General features: G+C 69.2%; 14 protein-coding genes and 2 pseudogenes. 3 read left to right on the top strand and 13 right to left on the bottom strand.

What is annotated here, in order from left to right; translation table 11 throughout:
- Positions 1 to 68: 68 nt before the first annotated feature.
- From LN251_RS21935 to LN251_RS21920, 4 genes and pseudogenes are all read right to left on the bottom strand, one after another.
- On the bottom strand, positions 69 to 1394 hold the full coding sequence (locus LN251_RS21935; protein WP_458246770.1) for a sugar porter family MFS transporter: 1326 nt from the start codon (positions 1392 to 1394) through the stop codon (positions 69 to 71).
- 286 nt (positions 1395 to 1680) lie between these two features.
- Positions 1681 to 5266 (bottom strand): annotated as a pseudogene (gene smc / locus LN251_RS21930) (chromosome segregation protein SMC).
- A gap of 201 nt (positions 5267 to 5467) precedes the next feature.
- Positions 5468 to 5671, bottom strand: coding sequence for a hypothetical protein (locus LN251_RS21925; RefSeq protein ID WP_058922942.1), 204 nt, complete (start codon positions 5669 to 5671; stop codon positions 5468 to 5470).
- Positions 5672 to 6054: 383 nt separating this feature from the next.
- Positions 6055 to 6336, bottom strand: coding sequence for an acylphosphatase (locus LN251_RS21920; RefSeq protein ID WP_458245861.1), 282 nt, complete (start codon positions 6334 to 6336; stop codon positions 6055 to 6057).
- Positions 6337 to 6504: 168 nt separating this feature from the next.
- Here LN251_RS21920 and LN251_RS21915 point away from each other — a divergent pair, with 168 nt between their 5' ends.
- Positions 6505 to 7692: a CAP domain-containing protein gene (locus LN251_RS21915; RefSeq protein WP_458245860.1), complete on the top strand. Its 1188-nt coding sequence runs from the start codon at positions 6505 to 6507 to the stop codon at positions 7690 to 7692.
- Positions 7693 to 8243: 551 nt separating this feature from the next.
- Here LN251_RS21915 and LN251_RS21910 read toward each other — a convergent pair.
- Positions 8244 to 8360: pseudogene (locus LN251_RS21910) on the bottom strand (ATP-binding protein); the annotation flags it as partial.
- 464 nt (positions 8361 to 8824) lie between these two features.
- Here LN251_RS21910 and LN251_RS21905 point away from each other — a divergent pair.
- Complete coding sequence (locus tag LN251_RS21905) at positions 8825 to 9025, top strand: hypothetical protein (RefSeq protein WP_458245859.1); 201 nt, start codon at positions 8825 to 8827, stop codon at positions 9023 to 9025.
- Positions 9026 to 9085: 60 nt separating this feature from the next.
- On the opposite strand, the gene LN251_RS21900 is transcribed toward LN251_RS21905, so the two are convergent.
- Both LN251_RS21900 and LN251_RS21895 read right to left on the bottom strand, forming a co-directional pair.
- Positions 9086 to 9574 carry a hypothetical protein gene (locus LN251_RS21900; protein WP_458245858.1) on the bottom strand — a complete coding sequence of 163 codons (489 nt, stop codon included), beginning with the start codon at positions 9572 to 9574 and terminating at the stop codon, positions 9086 to 9088.
- Between the two features lie 50 nt (positions 9575 to 9624).
- Positions 9625 to 10206: a flavodoxin family protein gene (locus LN251_RS21895; protein ID WP_383670582.1), complete on the bottom strand. Its 582-nt coding sequence runs from the start codon at positions 10204 to 10206 to the stop codon at positions 9625 to 9627.
- 107 nt (positions 10207 to 10313) lie between these two features.
- Between LN251_RS21895 and LN251_RS21890 the strand changes: the two genes are divergently transcribed.
- Complete coding sequence (locus LN251_RS21890) at positions 10314 to 10715, top strand: winged helix-turn-helix transcriptional regulator (RefSeq protein ID WP_458245857.1); 402 nt, start codon at positions 10314 to 10316, stop codon at positions 10713 to 10715.
- Here LN251_RS21890 and mutM read toward each other — a convergent pair.
- The 6 genes from mutM to coaD form a co-directional block, all read right to left on the bottom strand.
- Entirely contained in the window at positions 10688 to 11548 is an 861-nt protein-coding gene (gene mutM / locus LN251_RS21885) for a bifunctional DNA-formamidopyrimidine glycosylase/DNA-(apurinic or apyrimidinic site) lyase (protein WP_458245856.1), read from the bottom strand. The genes LN251_RS21890 and mutM overlap by 28 nt on opposite strands.
- 96 nt (positions 11549 to 11644) lie before the next feature.
- Positions 11645 to 12481, bottom strand: a complete 837-nt coding sequence (rnc, locus tag LN251_RS21880) for a ribonuclease III (RefSeq protein WP_058922949.1) — start codon at positions 12479 to 12481, stop codon at positions 11645 to 11647.
- Positions 12482 to 12488: 7 nt separating this feature from the next.
- Positions 12489 to 12662, bottom strand: a complete 174-nt coding sequence (gene rpmF / locus LN251_RS21875) for a 50S ribosomal protein L32 (protein ID WP_003951102.1) — start codon at positions 12660 to 12662, stop codon at positions 12489 to 12491.
- A 2-nt stretch (positions 12663 to 12664) separates the two neighbouring features.
- Positions 12665 to 13309, bottom strand: coding sequence for a YceD family protein (locus LN251_RS21870; RefSeq protein ID WP_458245855.1), 645 nt, complete (start codon positions 13307 to 13309; stop codon positions 12665 to 12667).
- 133 nt (positions 13310 to 13442) lie between these two features.
- Entirely contained in the window at positions 13443 to 14528 is a 1086-nt protein-coding gene (locus LN251_RS21865; RefSeq protein ID WP_458245854.1) for an ATP synthase F0 subunit B, read from the bottom strand.
- Positions 14529 to 14586: 58 nt separating this feature from the next.
- Positions 14587 to 15066: a pantetheine-phosphate adenylyltransferase gene (coaD, locus tag LN251_RS21860; protein ID WP_058922952.1), complete on the bottom strand. Its 480-nt coding sequence runs from the start codon at positions 15064 to 15066 to the stop codon at positions 14587 to 14589.
- Position 15067 lies beyond the last annotated feature (1 nt).

The raw sequence follows: 15067 nt of genomic DNA, 5'->3' as shown, positions 1-15067 counted from the left end.
GGGGCGGCGACGATACGAGGAGAGGGGCAGCGGGGATTGGGCCCTTCCCCCCGAGTGGGTGGGGGCGGTCAGCCCATCTCCTCCAGCGTCTTGCCCTTGGTCTCCTTGACGAACTTCAGGACGAAGGGGATGGAGAGGGCGGCGAAGACCGTGTAGATCACGTAGGTCGCGGAGAGGTTCCAGTCGGACAGCGACGGGAAGCTCGCGGTGATGGCCCAGTTGGCGATCCACTGCGCGGAGGCGGCCACGCCCAGTGCGGCGGCGCGGATCTTGTTGGGGAACATCTCGCCGAGCATGACCCAGACGACGACGCCCCAGGACAGGGCGAAGAAGAGGACGAAGACGTGGGCGGCGATCAGGGCGGTCCAGCCCTGCGCGGCGGGCAGCTTGCCGTCGACGAGGTCGAAGGAGAACGCCCAGGCCTCCAGCGCGAGGCCGATCACCATGCCGATGGAGCCGATGATGGCGAGCGGGCGGCGGCCGACGCGGTCCACGAAGATCATCGCGATCACGGTGCCGATGATGTTGATGATCGACGTGGTGAAGGAGTAGAGGAACGAGTCCGTCGGGTCGACGCCGACCGACTGCCACAGCGTGGAGGAGTAGTAGAACGCGACGTTGATGCCGACGAACTGCTGGAAGACCGACAGGCCGATGCCGATCCAGACGATCGGCTTGAAGAAGAAGCCGCCGCCGAGCAGGTCCTTGAAGGTGGACTTGTGCTCGCTCTTCATGGCGTGCTCGATCTCGGCGACCCGGGCGGTCAGGTCGACGCTCTCACCCTCGACCTCGGCGAGGATCTCGCGGGCCTTCTCCCGCTTGCCCACGGAGATGAGGAAGCGGGGGGACTCGGGGATGGCCAGGGAGAGCAGGCCGTACAGGACGGCCGGGACCACCATGACGCCGAGCATGACCTGCCAGGCCTCGAGACCCATCAGCTTGCCGCGCTGGTCGCCGTCGGCGGCGTTGAGCAGACCCCAGTTGACCAGCTGGGAGATCGCGATGCCGATGACGATCGCCGCCTGCTGGAAGGAGCCGAGCCGGCCGCGGTAGGCCGGCGGGGCGACCTCGGCGATGTAGGCGGGGCCGATGACCGAGGCCATACCGATGGCGAAACCGCCGACCACCCGCCACAGGGCGAAGTCCCACAGCGCGAACGGCAGCGCCGAGCCGACCGCGCTGACGGTGAACAGCACCGCGGCGATCTGCATGACCCGGATGCGGCCGATCCGGTCGGCTATGCGGCCGGCGGTGGCGGCGCCGATGGCGCAGCCGATCAGGGCGATGGCGATGACCTGCGCGAGCGCCGCGGAGCCGATGTCGTAGCGGTCCCGGATGGCCTCGACGGCGCCGTTGATCACGGAGCTGTCGTAGCCGAAGAGGAAACCGCCCATCGCGGCCGCCGCCGCGATGAAGATGACATGCCCGAGATGATCGGGATGAGCCGTTCCGGCTCCGGACTTCTGTGCCTGCGCTGTGGTCACGCGTTCAACTCCTCGGGCCACCGGCAACGCTGCCGGGTGGGGGACCCTTCCAGGTCGGTGCTACCTGAAGGTAAAAACGACATTGCCGAGACTATGTCTTCAAGTTTCGAAGTCAAGAGGGCCCAGGTGTGAGTTTTTAGCGCAGGGGTAACGGGAAGGTGTTCAAGTATTGAAGAGATGTGGGGGAAGACGGCGCTCAGCGCAGACGCTGGCTGATGACCTTCGACACGCCGTCGCCCTGCATGGAGACGCCGTACAGCGCGTCGGCGACCTCCATCGTGCGCTTCTGGTGGGTGATCACGATGAGCTGGGACGCCTCCTGCAGCTCCTGCATGATCCGGATCAGCCGCTGCAGGTTGGTGTCGTCGAGCGCGGCCTCGACCTCGTCCATCACGTAGAACGGGCTCGGCCGGGCCTTGAAGATCGACACGAGCAACGCCACGGCGGTGAGTGAGCGCTCGCCACCGGAGAGCAGGCTCAGCCGCTTGACCTTCTTGCCCGGCGGACGCGCCTCCACGTCGACGCCCGTGGTGAGCATGTTGTCCGGGTCGGTCAGGATGAGCCGGCCCTCGCCGCCGGGAAAGAGCCGGCTGAAGACGCCCTCGAACTCCCGGGCGGTGTCCCGGTAGGCCTCGGTGAAGACCTGCTCGACGCGCTCGTCGACCTCTTTGACCACCTGCAGCAGGTCGGCGCGGGTCTTCTTCAGGTCCTCCAGCTGCTCGCTGAGGAACTTGTGGCGCTCCTCCAGCGCGGCGAACTCCTCCAGGGCGAGCGGATTGACCTTGCCGAGCTGCTGGTAGGCGCGCTCGGCCGCCTTGAGCCGCCGCTCCTGCTCGGCCCGGTGGAAGGGCTTCGGCCGGTTGCGCGGGTGCTCGGGGTCCTCCGGCAGCTCCTCGCCCTCGGCGGGCGGGGAGGGCGGTACGAGCTGGTGGGGGCCGTACTCGGAGACGAGCCCGGCCGGCTCCACGCCCAGCTCCTCCAGCGCCTTGGTCTCCAGCTGCTCGATCCGCATCCGCTTCTCGGCACCGAGGACCTCGCCGCGGTGGACGGAGTCGGTGAGCTTGTCCAGCTCGGACTTGAGGTCGCGGCCGGCGGTGCGGGCGGCGACCAGCTCCTGTTCCCGGCGGGCCTTGGCGGCCTCGGCGGCCGCGCGCTCCTCCTCGGCGCGGCGCAGGGACACCTCGACGTGCGCGAGGAGCTGGCGCGCGCCGGAGGCGACGGCCTCGGCGACCGCCGCCTCGTGCCGCAGCCGCGCCCGCCGCTGCTCGGCCCGCGCGCGTGCGTCGCGCTCCGCGCGGGCGGCCCGGTCGAGCGAGTCGGCCCGTCCGGCCAGGCCCTTGACCCGCTCTTCGTGCGTACGGACCTGGAGGCGGGCCTCCATCTCGGTCTGGCGGGCGTTGGCGCCGTCGGCGGCGAGGCGGTCGCGGACGGAGGTGTCGGGCTCCTCCTCGACCGGCATCTCCTCGGCGACGGCGAGGCGCTCGGCGAGTTCCTCGACCTCCTGCATGGCCTTGTCGAGGGCCTCCTGGGCGCGGGCCGCCGCCGCGACGGAGCGCTCGGCCTCTCCCGCGGCTCCCCTGGCCTGCCCGGCGAGGCGGCCGAGCTGCTGGGCCACGGCCGACTTCTCCCGGTCGGCGGCACGGCGGCGCTCGCCAAGCTCCTCGACGAGGGTGGTGCACGCCCCGCGGCGCTCCTGTGCCGTGTGCTGGGCCTCGGTCAGCTCCTCGCAGCGGACGGCCAGCTCTTCGAGTTCGGCGGCGGCCTCGTCGACGGACGCCTGTACTTCGAGCAGGCTCGGGGCGCCCGCGGAGCCGCCGTGGGCGAAGTGGGCGCCGAGGAGGTCGCCTTCGGCGGTGACGGCGGTGAGGTGGGGGTGGGCGTAGACGAGGTCTTGGGCGTCTTCGAGGGTGGGGACGACGACGATCCCGTCGAGGAGGCGTTTGACGGCCGGCATGAGGTCCGAAGGACCGCGGACGAATGCTGCCGCATCGGGTCGCGCGGCGTCCGCGGGTTCGTGGGGGCTGGTCGCGCAGTTCCCCGCGCCCCTTGGGGGCGTCTCCGGGGACCCGGCCAGGATGAGTGACGCACGTCCGGCGTCCTGTTTGCGGAGCAGGCGGATCGCGTCCGCCGCCGCCGCGGGGGAGGTGACCGCCAGTGCGTCCGCCGCGGCGCCGAACGCCGCCGCCAGTGCCACCTCGTACCCCGGTGTGACCGTCAGCAGCTCCGCCGCGGGGCCCAGCAGGCCGGAGAGGCGGTCCTTCGCTCCCAGCAGCGCGCCCGTGCCGTCCTTGCGGCGCAGACCCATCGCGAGCGCCTCGTGGCGGGCCTGGGTCGCCGCGCGCCTGCGTTCCGCCGCCGTGGCCGCTTCGCGGGCGGTGCTCAGCTGGGCCTCGGCCTCGGCCAGCGCGGCCTTCGCCGCCTCGTGCCGCTCGGCCAGTTCCGTGTCGCCGGCGTCGAGTTCGTCGACCTCGGCCTTGAGGGCCTCGTACTCCTCCTGCGCGGCGACGGCACGCTCCTGGGCCTCGTCCCTCGCCGCGGCCAGGCGGTCGATCTCGGCCTGGGCGGAGGCGGCGCGCGACCGTGCCGCGTTGACCTGGCCGCCGAGCCGGGCGAGGCCCTCGCGGCGGTCGGCGATGGCGCGGGCGACGTCCTTCAGGCGCCGCTCCTCCTGCGCGAGTTCGCGCTCCAGCTCGGCGCGGTGCGCGACCGTGTCCTCCAGGGCGCGCTCGGCCGCCTCCAGGGCGGCCTCCAGTTCGGCCTCCTGCTCCCGGATGCGCGCCGCCTCGCGTTCCATGTCCTCGGGGTCGCGTCCGCGCCGCTCCTCCGGCGGCGCCGAGGTCGCGCTCTTCACGCGCGCGTCGGCCAGCGAGATCGTGCCGCGGACGCGTTCGGCGAGCTGGGAGAGCTCGTACCAGGTCTGCTGGGCCCGCTGCAGGCGGGGCGTGAGCTGCCGTACCTCGTCCTCCAGCAGCCCCTCGCGCTGGAGGGCCTTCCTGAGCTCCTGCTCGGCGGCCTCCTTGCGTTGCTTCAGCGCGGCCTCGTCCGCGACCTCGGTCTGCAGCGCCTGACGCAGTCGTACGAGATCGTCGGCAAGCAGGCGCAGCCGGGCGTCGCGGAGGTCGGCCTGGATGACGGCGGCCCTGCGGGCGACGGCGGCCCTGGCGGCCCAGGGGCTTGAGCTGGCGGCGGAGTTCGTCGGTCAGGTCCTGCACGCGCGCGAGGTTGGCCTGCATCGCGTCCAGTTTGCGCAGGGCCTTCTCCTTGCGCTTGCGGTGCTTGAGGACGCCGGCCGCCTCCTCGATGAAGGCGCGGCGGCCCATGGGGTCGGCGTGCAGGACGGAGTCGAGCTGGCCCTGGCCGACGATGACGTGCATCTCGCGGCCGATGCCGGAGTCGGAGAGCAGTTCCTGGATGTCCAGCAGGCGACAGGTGTCGCCGTTGATCTGGTACTCGCTGCCGCCGTTGCGGAACATGATCCGCGTGATGGTGACCTCGGCGTACTCGATGGGCAGGGCGCCGTCGGAGTTGTCGATGGTCAGGGACACCTCGGCGCGGCCCAGCGGCGGGCGGCCGGTGGTGCCGGCGAAGATGACGTCCTCCATCTTGCCGCCGCGCAGCGACTTGGCGCCCTGCTCGCCCATCACCCAGCTGAGGGCGTCGACGACGTTGGACTTGCCCGAGCCGTTCGGCCCCACGACGCATGTGATGCCGGGCTCGAACCGGAGCGTGGTCGCCGAGGCGAACGACTTGAACCCTCGGAGGGTCAGGGCCTTGAGGTGCACGCCGCCGGACTCTACCTTCCGCCCGTGTCTCACTCCATGAACCCGCGGTTTCACCCTTGAACGTGCAGGGCACACCAAACGTTAAAGAGAGTGAAAGGGTGCGGGGGAAAGAAAGAAGGGACGCCGAAGCGTCCCTTGCACATCTGACTCAGCGGTTGATACGGGCAGCCCAACCCCTGCTGTCATGGTGTGAGGCAGTGATCAGGTGAGCGCAGGCTCCGCCTGGTGTGCGTCGATGCTCTCCATGATCCTGTCGTGAGAAGCGGCAGCCGTCAGGGCGTCGTTCTCGGCCTGGATGCGTACGAGCTCGGATTCCAGGTCCTGGACGCGCTGCTGGAGCCGTCGCATCTCGGCGAGGAGTCGAGGGTCGGAGCCGCCGACGTAACCGAGAAGCGCCTTTGCCATGATGGATGGTCCTCCACACTGAGTGACCGACCGAAGCGGTGTGGGTCGTGAGGGATTCGCACCCGCGGTGCTTGACACTGTTGAGTTCGTGCTGCTGTTCATCCATGCCAAACAGCGAAGGTGCGCGGGGTGCTTTCAGCGTCTCACCAAAAAGTTTGACGGTCAACACGATCACACCCCGTATTGGCGGGCATCCGGGGGGCACGCGGCCTGGAACGGCGGCGATGCGACTCCCGCGGGCCTGTCGGGGCGTGACGATCATCCTTGCGTGCGGAGCCTGCCAGAACAAGTCTCTTCTTGGCAACCACCAGGCAATTTCTGCTCGGGACGGGCGCCGGAGGGGGCCTCCACCGCTTCCGTACGGTCGGCTCGGTGCCGTCGGGTCAGCGGATGGCGAACCCGTCGTAACCCCCGCGCGGTGTGTCCCAGATCTCGGTGACGCCGTCCACGTGGCCGGGCGTGTCGTCACCCTGGAGCCAGTCCAAGAGTCCTTCGCACCGCTCCCGCGCACCCTCCGCGACCACTTGGACCCGTCCGTCGCCCAAATTGAGAGCAAAACCACTCAGTCCCCCGAGCTCCAGGGCCTTGGCCCGTGTGAACCAGCGGAAACCCACACCTTGGACCCGTCCGCGCACCCAGGCGACCAGTCGCACATCCTCGCTCATGGCTGCAACCTAACCGGCCAATGTCCCTCCGGACACTTCCTCCCCTGGCGCCATGCGGTACCGTCCCCTGCCAAGCAATCTCACACGAAACTCACTCGAAGGTGTGAGTTTTGTGATCATGGTTGACCGGGGGGACGTGTCGACCGCCAGGACGAGGAAGGCCAGGACATGGGACGCCACCGACGCTCCGCCGCCGGCCGCGCCGCCACGGGCCGCGCCACGACAGTCACGGGAACGGACGGTTCGTACGCGAGCGGGTTCGACCCCCAGCAGTACTCGTACAGCTACGACCCGCCCGAGTCGTACGGTCACGACGCGGCGTTCGGCCACGACGCGGCGTTCGGCCACGAGGCGCCCTACGGTCACGACACGCGGGAGTCGTTCACGGAGGGCTCCACGCCCGCCATGGGCACCGCGCCGTATCTGAACACCGAGGAGTACGCCGAGACCTCCGCGCGCAGCGCCGCCTACCTGTTCGCCACGGAGGACGACTACCGCACGGTCTTCCCCGAGCACGGGCCTGGCTCCGGCCAGGACTCCCGACGGGGCGGATCGCGCCGGCGCAAGAAGCGTGCCGCCACTCCGGTGAAGACCGGGCTGCTCGGCGTCTCGGCGGCCGTGGCCATCGGCACGGTCGCGATGGCCACGGGTGCGATGCCCGGGCTCGACAACTACAAGCTGGGCGGCGGCACCGGCGGCGACAAGGTGCAGGCCGCGAGCTCGCCGACCAACTCGGCCAGCGAGCAGGGCGGTGCCTCGGGCGACGCCGGCAGCCGTGAGGAGGGCTCCTCCACCAGCCGCGGCGCCGGCCGTGCGGCCTCCCCCGCGCCGAGCGTGTCCGCCTCCACGTCCGCGCCCACCCAGGCACCGACGAAGAAGCCGAAGGCCACCCCGAGCAAGAAGCCGAAGGCGACCACGCCGCCGAAGAAGGAGAAGACCTCCGCGCCGGCCGCCTCCGCGGCGGTGACGGTGTCCACGCAGGCCGCCGCCGAGGCGGAGGTGCTGCGCCTGGTGAACGAGGAGCGGAACAAGGTCGGCTGCAGCCCGGTCTCCGCCAACAGCGCGCTCACGGACCTCGCCGAGAACTTCTCCGAGGCCATGGCCGCCCAGGACTTCTTCGACCACACCGACCCCAGCGGCGCCACGCCGTGGGACCGGGCGGCGAAGGCCGGCATATCCAACCTGGGCGGGGAGAACATAGCCCGCGGCCAGGCGGACGCGGCGGCCGTGATGGACGCCTGGATGCACAGCCCCGGCCACCGCGCCAACATCCTGAACTGCGACTTCAAGACCCTGGGAGTCGGCGTCCACTTCGGCGCCGGCGGCCCTTGGTGGACGCAGGACTTCGGCTACTGAGCCGACCGCAGGTCAGACACCTAAGGACTCCCCTGGGCCGTCTCGGGGCCGTCGTCCGCAGGTTCGTCGTCTTCGTGGGATGACGGGGCGAGACTCGAACATTAGCGCCAAGCGTTTCGACCGAAACGCTTGTGGGCGGACCGGATTCACCCTGAAATCGTCCTTAACATGCGCACCTGGGGAAGAACGGGTAGTTCTACTCATACCAACCCGTCCCCATCTCTCCAGGGAGCTTGAAATGCTGACCAATGTCCTCGGTTCTGTTGGCAGTTTTCTGGAAATCGTCATCGGCGCTCTCTTCTGAGCGGGAGCCCCGAAGGGGTGTCCCGACCAGGGCTGTTGCAAGGTCGAGATGATCTTGTGAGGGCCGGGTCAGAGTGTGCGTGACCAGAAAGACCGTAGCTCCGTTGGGGCGAGTGACCTGTGGGGTCGCTTACCCCTAACGGAGCTTCGGTGTTTCGTGAGTCCGCCATGCCCGCGTCAACGCTCCACGAAAATTACCCCCTGCCGCTCCCGGAAAATTGACCCCCTGGGGTTTGTTCAGTCGCGGAGTGGCCGGCCTGGGTGGCTTTGACGCCGAGGCCGATGGCCAGGTGCGTCTTGCCGATCCCGGGCGGGCCGAGGAGGATCACGTTCTCCGCCTTTGCGACGAACGTAATGCTGGCCAGGTGGGCCGCACATCACCTGTCTCTCCCGCCCTGGTCACGGGGACGTTATCGGTTCGGGGCGGTGGATCACGGAAGGCGAGGACACCGTGCGGGGATTGAGGAAGCTCTACAGCACGTTCAAGGCAACGCACCATGCGTCCGAGGACGAGACGTTCGCCAGGACAGCGCCTTGTACGTGCTCGCCGAGTTGGCCTGCCCTGGAGACGACCGCCAACGGCTACCTGGTCCGGGCGCTGCCGTCGTCGCACTACAGCATCATGACGAACCCGGAGGTCGGGACATTCGTCGCACGGTGCACCGGATGCCACGCCCGCTACCCCGAACCGTGGGTCATCGACACCACCGACCAAATGCCGTACGCCTGGGCACGCGAGTCCGACTGAGGCACCCGGGCACGGGTTCTTCCATGCTGGGGCTCTCACCAACGTCGTTCTGCTGCACCCGCCCGGGGTACCTTGAGTCGCATGGACGCTGGACAGGATCAGACCGGCCCGCTGACAGACGAAGAGTTTCAGCAGTTCACCGGCCTGCTGCGGCGTTACCTGCACCACGAATTGGATCAGTGGGAGTGCCTCGTCACCGAGTCCGCTCACGGGCCGAACTACGCGTTCTTCACGAACAAGCTGCCCATCGGCTGGACGCACGAGGCGTTCCGGCCGTTCTAGCTTCGCCCGCCGGTCCGAGGCCGTCGTAGGGCGCTCAACGTGGCAGGCCCAGGGAGCTGATCAGGCCAGGGATGAGCGGATGCGGTCGAGGGCGTGCAGGATCTCGTCTCTGTTCTTCGCGACCTTGATCCACGTCGGCAGCCGTGCGACGAGCGTCATCTTCTTGACCTGCGCGTCCCACGGGGCCCGCTCACGCAGCGGTGCCTGGACGAAGGTCCGGATCAGCTCCAGGTGTTCCGGGTTGTAGGCCCACAGCCGGCCGTGTCGGACCTCCGTCTGCACATACAACGGCAGACCGAAGTAGGGGTCTGTCGCCTCGCCCCGCCCTCGGAAGAGGCGGAACCCTCCCCCTGCGGCGTCTCGCGCCAGACCGCACGCCCTGCACACGAGACGGCGGCGCGCGAACACCGAGGGGGCCGCGTCCTCGGCCGCGGAGGTCACCGGGGCGACGTGGGCGATCCCGGCGCACTTCGGGCACCGCACCAGCACATGATCGAGGAAGTGGTACTTCGTGTGCTGGGCGTCGCGGAACCGCCGGGGCGAGGGCATGACGCCAGTATGTGAGCCCTGGCTGATCATGCCCATGCCCGCAGGACCGATCAGGCCGCGCGGCCCAGCAGGAACTGCCGGGTCGTCTGCGTCACCCGACGGCCGAGGTGTTCGGCGGTCTGGATGTCGGCCTTGTGGACGGCGTCCGGGCCCTCGTCGACGTTGGTCTGGGCGGCCGCGCCGGCGAAGACGCCGAGGCGGTTGAGGTCGTGCTCGCTGCCCTCGCTGTTGTTCCAGCCGGGGTGCAGGCCGAGGTTGACCCAGTGCATGCCGTGCTGCCCGGCGAGGATCTGGAAGAACTGCAGAGTGTGCAGCTTGTCGCCGCTCTTGGAGCCGGAGTTGGTGAAGCCGGCGGCCAGCTTGTCCTTCCAGTCCTGGCCGAACCAGCGCTTCGAGGACGCCTCGGCGAAGACGTGGAAGGCGCCCGACGCGGTGCCCATATAGGTGGGTGAGCCGAAGACGATCGCGTCGGAGCGGTCCAGCGTCGCCCACTGCTCGTCGGTGATCTCGTCCACGTTGATCAGGTGGACCTCGGCACCCGCCTCGGCGGCACCGGCTCGGACGGCCTCCGCGAGCACGGCGGTGTGGCCGTAGCCCGAGTGGTAGGCGATGGAGACAACAGGGGTGGTCACGATGGGAACTCCTGGATCGGCAGGTCAGTAGCGATGAAGAAAGGAAAGCACTAACTACGAGTTAGTGCAACCTGCCGGTTAGCGCTGCTTTCGAGTACGCTTGCGGTATGGACATCACGCAGGAGCGCGCGGAGGCGCGGGACCTCCCCTTCAACGTGTTCGCCAAGGCGTGCCCCTCGCGCGGCACGCTGGAGCACGTCACGGGCCGCTGGGGCGCGCTCACGCTGGGCGCCCTGCACGAGGGATCGCTGCGCTTCAACGAGCTGCGCCGCCGCGTCGACGGCGTGAGCGAGAAGATGCTGTCCCAGACGCTGCACGCGCTGGAGCGGGACGGGCTGGTGCACCGCGAGGCGCAGCCGACGAACCCGCCACGCGTGGACTACGAGCTCACCCCCCTCGGCCGGGACGTCGCCGAGCGGCTGCTCGGCCTCATCCACCTGGTGGAGGGCCGCATGGACGAGGTCCTGGCCGCCCGGACGCGTTACGACGAGACGCGCGGCGCCCTCTGACACTTCGGGCAGAAGTAGCTGGACCGGTTCATCCACGGCCGCCGGCGCATCGGCGTACCGCACCTCTTGCACGGCAGGCCCTCACGGCCGTACGCGTCGAGGGACCGGTCGAAGTAGCCCGACTGCCCGTTGACGTTGACGTAGAGGCTGTCGAAGCTGGTGCCGCCGACGGCGAGGGCGGCGTTCATCACGTCCCTGATGTGGCCCACGAGTTCGGCCGTGCGCGGGCGGGTAAAGCCGGCCGTCGGGCGTTCGTAGTGGACGCGGGAGCGCCAAAGGGCCTCGTCCGCGTAGATGTTGCCGACTCCGCTGATCAACGACTGGTCCAGCAGGGCCCGTTTGATCGTCGTACGCTTGCGGCGCAGGGCCTGGTGGAAGGCGTTCTCGTCGAACAGCGGGTCGAGGGGGTCGCGGGCGATGTGCGCGATGACGTCGGGCAGCCCGTCGGGGGTGTTGTCGTGCAACGACAGTCCGCCGAAGGTGCGCTGGTCGACGAACCGGAGTTCGGTGCGCAGCTCGTCGGCGAAACGGACGCGGATGCGCAGGTGCTTCTCGTCGGCGGCCGACTCCGGCTGGACCAGCAGCTGGCCGCTCATGCCGAGGTGGGCCAGGACCGACTGGTGGGTGTCCTCCAAGGGCAGCCACAGGTACTTGCCGCGGCGGCTGGGGACACCGACGCGATGGCCCTTGAGGCGGTGCGCGAAGTCGTCCGCCCCGGCGATGTGCCGGCGCACGGCGCGCGGGTGCAGCACCTCGGCGTCGGCGACCACACGGTGGGCGACCCACCGCTCCAGACCTCGCCGGACGACCTCGACCTCGGGCAACTCGGGCATGCGCTCCCCCGTGACTACCGGTGAACGGTCCGAGCGCCCGCCCCACGGCGGGGACGGGCGCTCGGGACGCGCTGTACTTCGGACAAGACTCTTCTGTCAGGCAGAGACGGAGCTGGGGCCTTCGCCGTCCTGGGCGGCCTTCTCGGCCGCCACTTGCTTGGCGCGCTCGTCCGCCGCGGCCCGGATGGACCGCCATGCGGACTCGGCAGCCTGCTGCTCCGCCTCCTTCTTGCTGCGGCCGGTGCCGGTGCCGTACGAGACGCCTCCGACGCGGGCGGCAGCAGTGAAGGTCTTCTCGTGGTCGGGGCCGGTCTCCGTCACGAGGTACTCGGGCACGCCGAGGCTCTCGGTCGCGGTGAGCTCCTGGAGACTGGTCTTCCAGTCCAGGCCGGCTCCGAGGTTGGAGGACTTCTCGATCAGCGGGTCGAAGAGCCGGTGGACGAGCTCGCCCGCCGCATCGAGACCCTGGTCGAGATAGACCGCGCCGATCACCGCTTCCAGGGTGTCGGCGAGGATGGACGCCTTGTCCCGCCCGCCCGTGCCCTCTTCACCGCGGCCCAGCCGGATGAAGGAGCCCAGTTCCAGGCCGCGACCGACCTCCGCCAGCGCACGAGAGTTGACCACCGCGGCCCGCAGCTTGGCCAGTTGGCCTTCGGGCAGGTCGGGGTGGGTGCGGTACAGCGTGTCCGTCACGACCAGGCCGAGCACGGAGTCCCCGAGGAACTCCAGCCGCTCGTTGGTCGGCAGACCGCCGTTCTCGTACGCGTAGGAACGGTGGGTCAGCGCTCGCACCAGAAGGGCGGACTCGAGCTTGTACCCGAGCCGCCCTTCCAGAAGCGTGTGGGACGAGGCCGTGTTGTCCGCTTTCTTCTTGGCGGGTGCGTCCGCCTTGGCGTCATCCGCCTTCTTGGCAGTGGACACGGTGCCTCTCACCAGCCGCTCAGACCTCGAGGACCTGGCGCTTGTTGTAGGTGCCGCAAGACGGGCACGCGATGTGCTGCTGCTTGGGCTCGTGGCAGCGCTCGCACGCAACCAGGGTGGGGACCGCAGCCTTCCACTGCGACCGGCGGTGGCGCGTGTTGCTGCGCGACATCTTCCGCTTCGGAACAGCCACGGCTACTTCTCCTGCTTCTCGTCGACGCCCGGTTCGGCGCCGCTCATCTCGTCCTTCTCGCCGTCCTGCATGGTGCCGGCGAGTCCCTGCAAAGCCGCCCAACGGATGTCGACGGCGTCGTGATGGTGGTCCGGGTCGTCCGCGAGACGTGCTCCGCACTCGGCGCACAGTCCCGGGCAGTCTTCCTGGCACACCGGCTGCATCGGCAGTGCGAGCACCACCGCATCGCGCAGCAGAGGTTCGAGGTCGAAAAGTCCGTCCTCGAGGAAGAACCTGTCCTCGTCGTCCTCGGCGTCGTCGCCCGGTTCCGCGATCACACGGCCCCGGTCGTCGGCGTCAGGGTACGTGAACAGCTCCTGGAAGTCCGCTTCCACGTCCAGCTGAAGCGGCTCCAGACACCTTACGCACTCCCCCTCGGCCTGTGCACGGGCGGTGCCTGTGACAAGCACCCCTTCCATGACCGACTCGAGCCGGAGTTCGAGCTCCACCGGGGCGCCTTCCGGCACTCCGACGACTCCCTGGATCCCGAGATCCTTGGGAGCCTCGATCGAGCGGGTCAGCCGCAGCAGCGCACCAGGACGCCGACCCAGCTCGTGTGTGTCGAACACGAGAGGGTTCCGATGGTCGAGGTGAGCGTTGGGAGCCATTCCTGCTTTCGATCTTCGAGCTCAGAGGGACACTGCCCTCGGGTTGCCCCCGGGCAGCGTTGATCGCGGACGTACACGCGACCGAAGAGCCAGGATACTGGACCTTTCGCTCACGGCCCAATCCGGTGGTTCCTTACTGGCCGCGACCCTGCTCGTAGGCCCTCAGCTGCTCCGGCGTGATCATGCCGGTGTCGAAGAGGCTGGTCTCGTCGAGGGCGTACGACTGCTGCGGCTGCTGCGGCTGCTGGGCCTGGTTCGGGTCGTACTGCTGGTTGTCGTAGCCCTGGAAGGGGGCACCTCCCGCCGGAGCGTAGCCGGAGGTGGAGGAGTAGGGGTCGGCCTGCTGGTAGCCGTAGGCGTCCTGCTGGCCGTAGCCCTGTTGCTGCTGGTACTGGCCCGAGTACGGGTCCGTCTGCTGCTGGTATCCGTACGCCGGCTGCGGCTCGGCGTAGTCCTGCTGCGGGACCGGCTGCTGCTGTTGCTCGGCCTGGGCCTCCTGCTGCGTCAGGGCGGCGAGGTCGGCGAGGTAGTCGGCGTCGCTGGAGTGCTGGAAGGACGTGGTGTCGTCGGCGAGAGCACCGAGGTCGTCGGTGGCGATCCGGCCGTGCAGCTTGGCGCGGCCCTTGCCGACCGCCTCCAGCGTCTTGGCCAGGACCGCCTCGAAGGCGCCCAGCTTGGCGTCGACGTAGGCGTCGGCGTCCTTGCGCAGGATCTCCGGGTCGTGGCTGCGCTCGGGGGCGTCCTCGTCCTCGTAGCCCTGCTCGTCGAGGCCGGGGCCCGTGCCGAGCAGCTTCTCGCGGCCGCGGCCGACGGAGCCGAGGGTCTTGGTGAGGACGACCTCGAAGTTGGCGAGCTTGGAGTCGACGTAGTCGTCGGCCTCGGCGCGGACCTCCTCGGCCTCCTGACGGGCCTCGGCGAGGATCCGGTCGGCCTCGGCCTGCGAGCGGCGGGCGATCTCGGTGTCGGAGATCAGGGAGCCGCGCTCGGCGTGCGCGCCCTGGATGATCCGCTCGGCCTCCTGACGGGCCTGCTCCACCATCTGCGCACGGTCGCCGATCAGCTCCTGGGCCTGGGCGAGGGAGTCGGGCAGCGCCGCGCGCACCTCTTCCAGCATCGAGAGCAGTTCGGCGCGGTTGACCACGCACGAGGCCGACATGGGCATCGACCGGGCGCCGGAGACCGCGGCCACGATCTCGTCGAGCTTCTTCTGCACGTCCACCGTGTGCTCGCCACTCTCTACCGATGTGTTGGAGACGGACGGGACGACTGTAGTCCCCTCAGTCCTGGCGGAGGCGCGCGTTCAGGGCTTCGAGAACGGTCGGCGGTACGAGGTGGGAGACGTCGCCTCCCCAGGTGGCGACCTCCTTGACGAGCGAGGAGGACAGGAAGCTGTAGGTGGGGTTCGTCGGCACGAAGAGGGTCTCCACACCGGACAGGCCGTTGTTCATCTGGGCCATCTGCAGCTCGTAGTCGAAGTCGCTGACCGCGCGCAGGCCCTTGACGATGGCCGGGATGTCGCGTTCCTTGCAGTAGTCGACGAGCAGGCCGTGGAAGGCCTCGACGATCACGTTGCCGTACTCGGCGGTGACCTGGCGGATCAGATCGATCCGCTCGTCGATCTCGAACAGGCCCTTCTTGGACTTGTTGATCATCACCGCGACGTAGACCTCGTCGTAGAGGCGGGAGGCGCGGGAGATGATGTCGAGGTGTCCGTTGGTGATCGGGTCGAACGACCCGGGACAGACGGCGCGGCGCACT

Source organism: Streptomyces sp. MAI_2237 (assembly GCF_054189285.1).
This window is presented reverse-complemented; position numbering and strand designations above follow the sequence as displayed.

What these genes read in the sequence shown, in the direction of transcription:
- LN251_RS21870 (WP_458245855.1), bottom strand. Translation starts at nt 13,309, where the DNA reads ATGGCTCCCAACGCTCACCTCGACCATCGGAACCCTCTCGTGTTCGAC.
- LN251_RS21905 (WP_458245859.1), top strand. Translation starts at nt 8,825, where the DNA reads ATGGACGCTGGACAGGATCAGACCGGCCCGCTGACAGACGAAGAGTTT.
- LN251_RS21920 (WP_458245861.1), bottom strand. Translation starts at nt 6,336, where the DNA reads ATGAGCGAGGATGTGCGACTGGTCGCCTGGGTGCGCGGACGGGTCCAA.
- LN251_RS21915 (WP_458245860.1), top strand. Translation starts at nt 6,505, where the DNA reads ATGGGACGCCACCGACGCTCCGCCGCCGGCCGCGCCGCCACGGGCCGC.
- mutM (WP_458245856.1), bottom strand. Translation starts at nt 11,548, where the DNA reads ATGCCCGAGTTGCCCGAGGTCGAGGTCGTCCGGCGAGGTCTGGAGCGG.
- LN251_RS21925 (WP_058922942.1), bottom strand. Translation starts at nt 5,671, where the DNA reads ATGGCAAAGGCGCTTCTCGGTTACGTCGGCGGCTCCGACCCTCGACTC.
- LN251_RS21890 (WP_458245857.1), top strand. Translation starts at nt 10,314, where the DNA reads ATGGACATCACGCAGGAGCGCGCGGAGGCGCGGGACCTCCCCTTCAAC.
- LN251_RS21900 (WP_458245858.1), bottom strand. Translation starts at nt 9,574, where the DNA reads ATGCCCTCGCCCCGGCGGTTCCGCGACGCCCAGCACACGAAGTACCAC.
- LN251_RS21935 (WP_458246770.1), bottom strand. Translation starts at nt 1,394, where the DNA reads ATGGGCGGTTTCCTCTTCGGCTACGACAGCTCCGTGATCAACGGCGCC.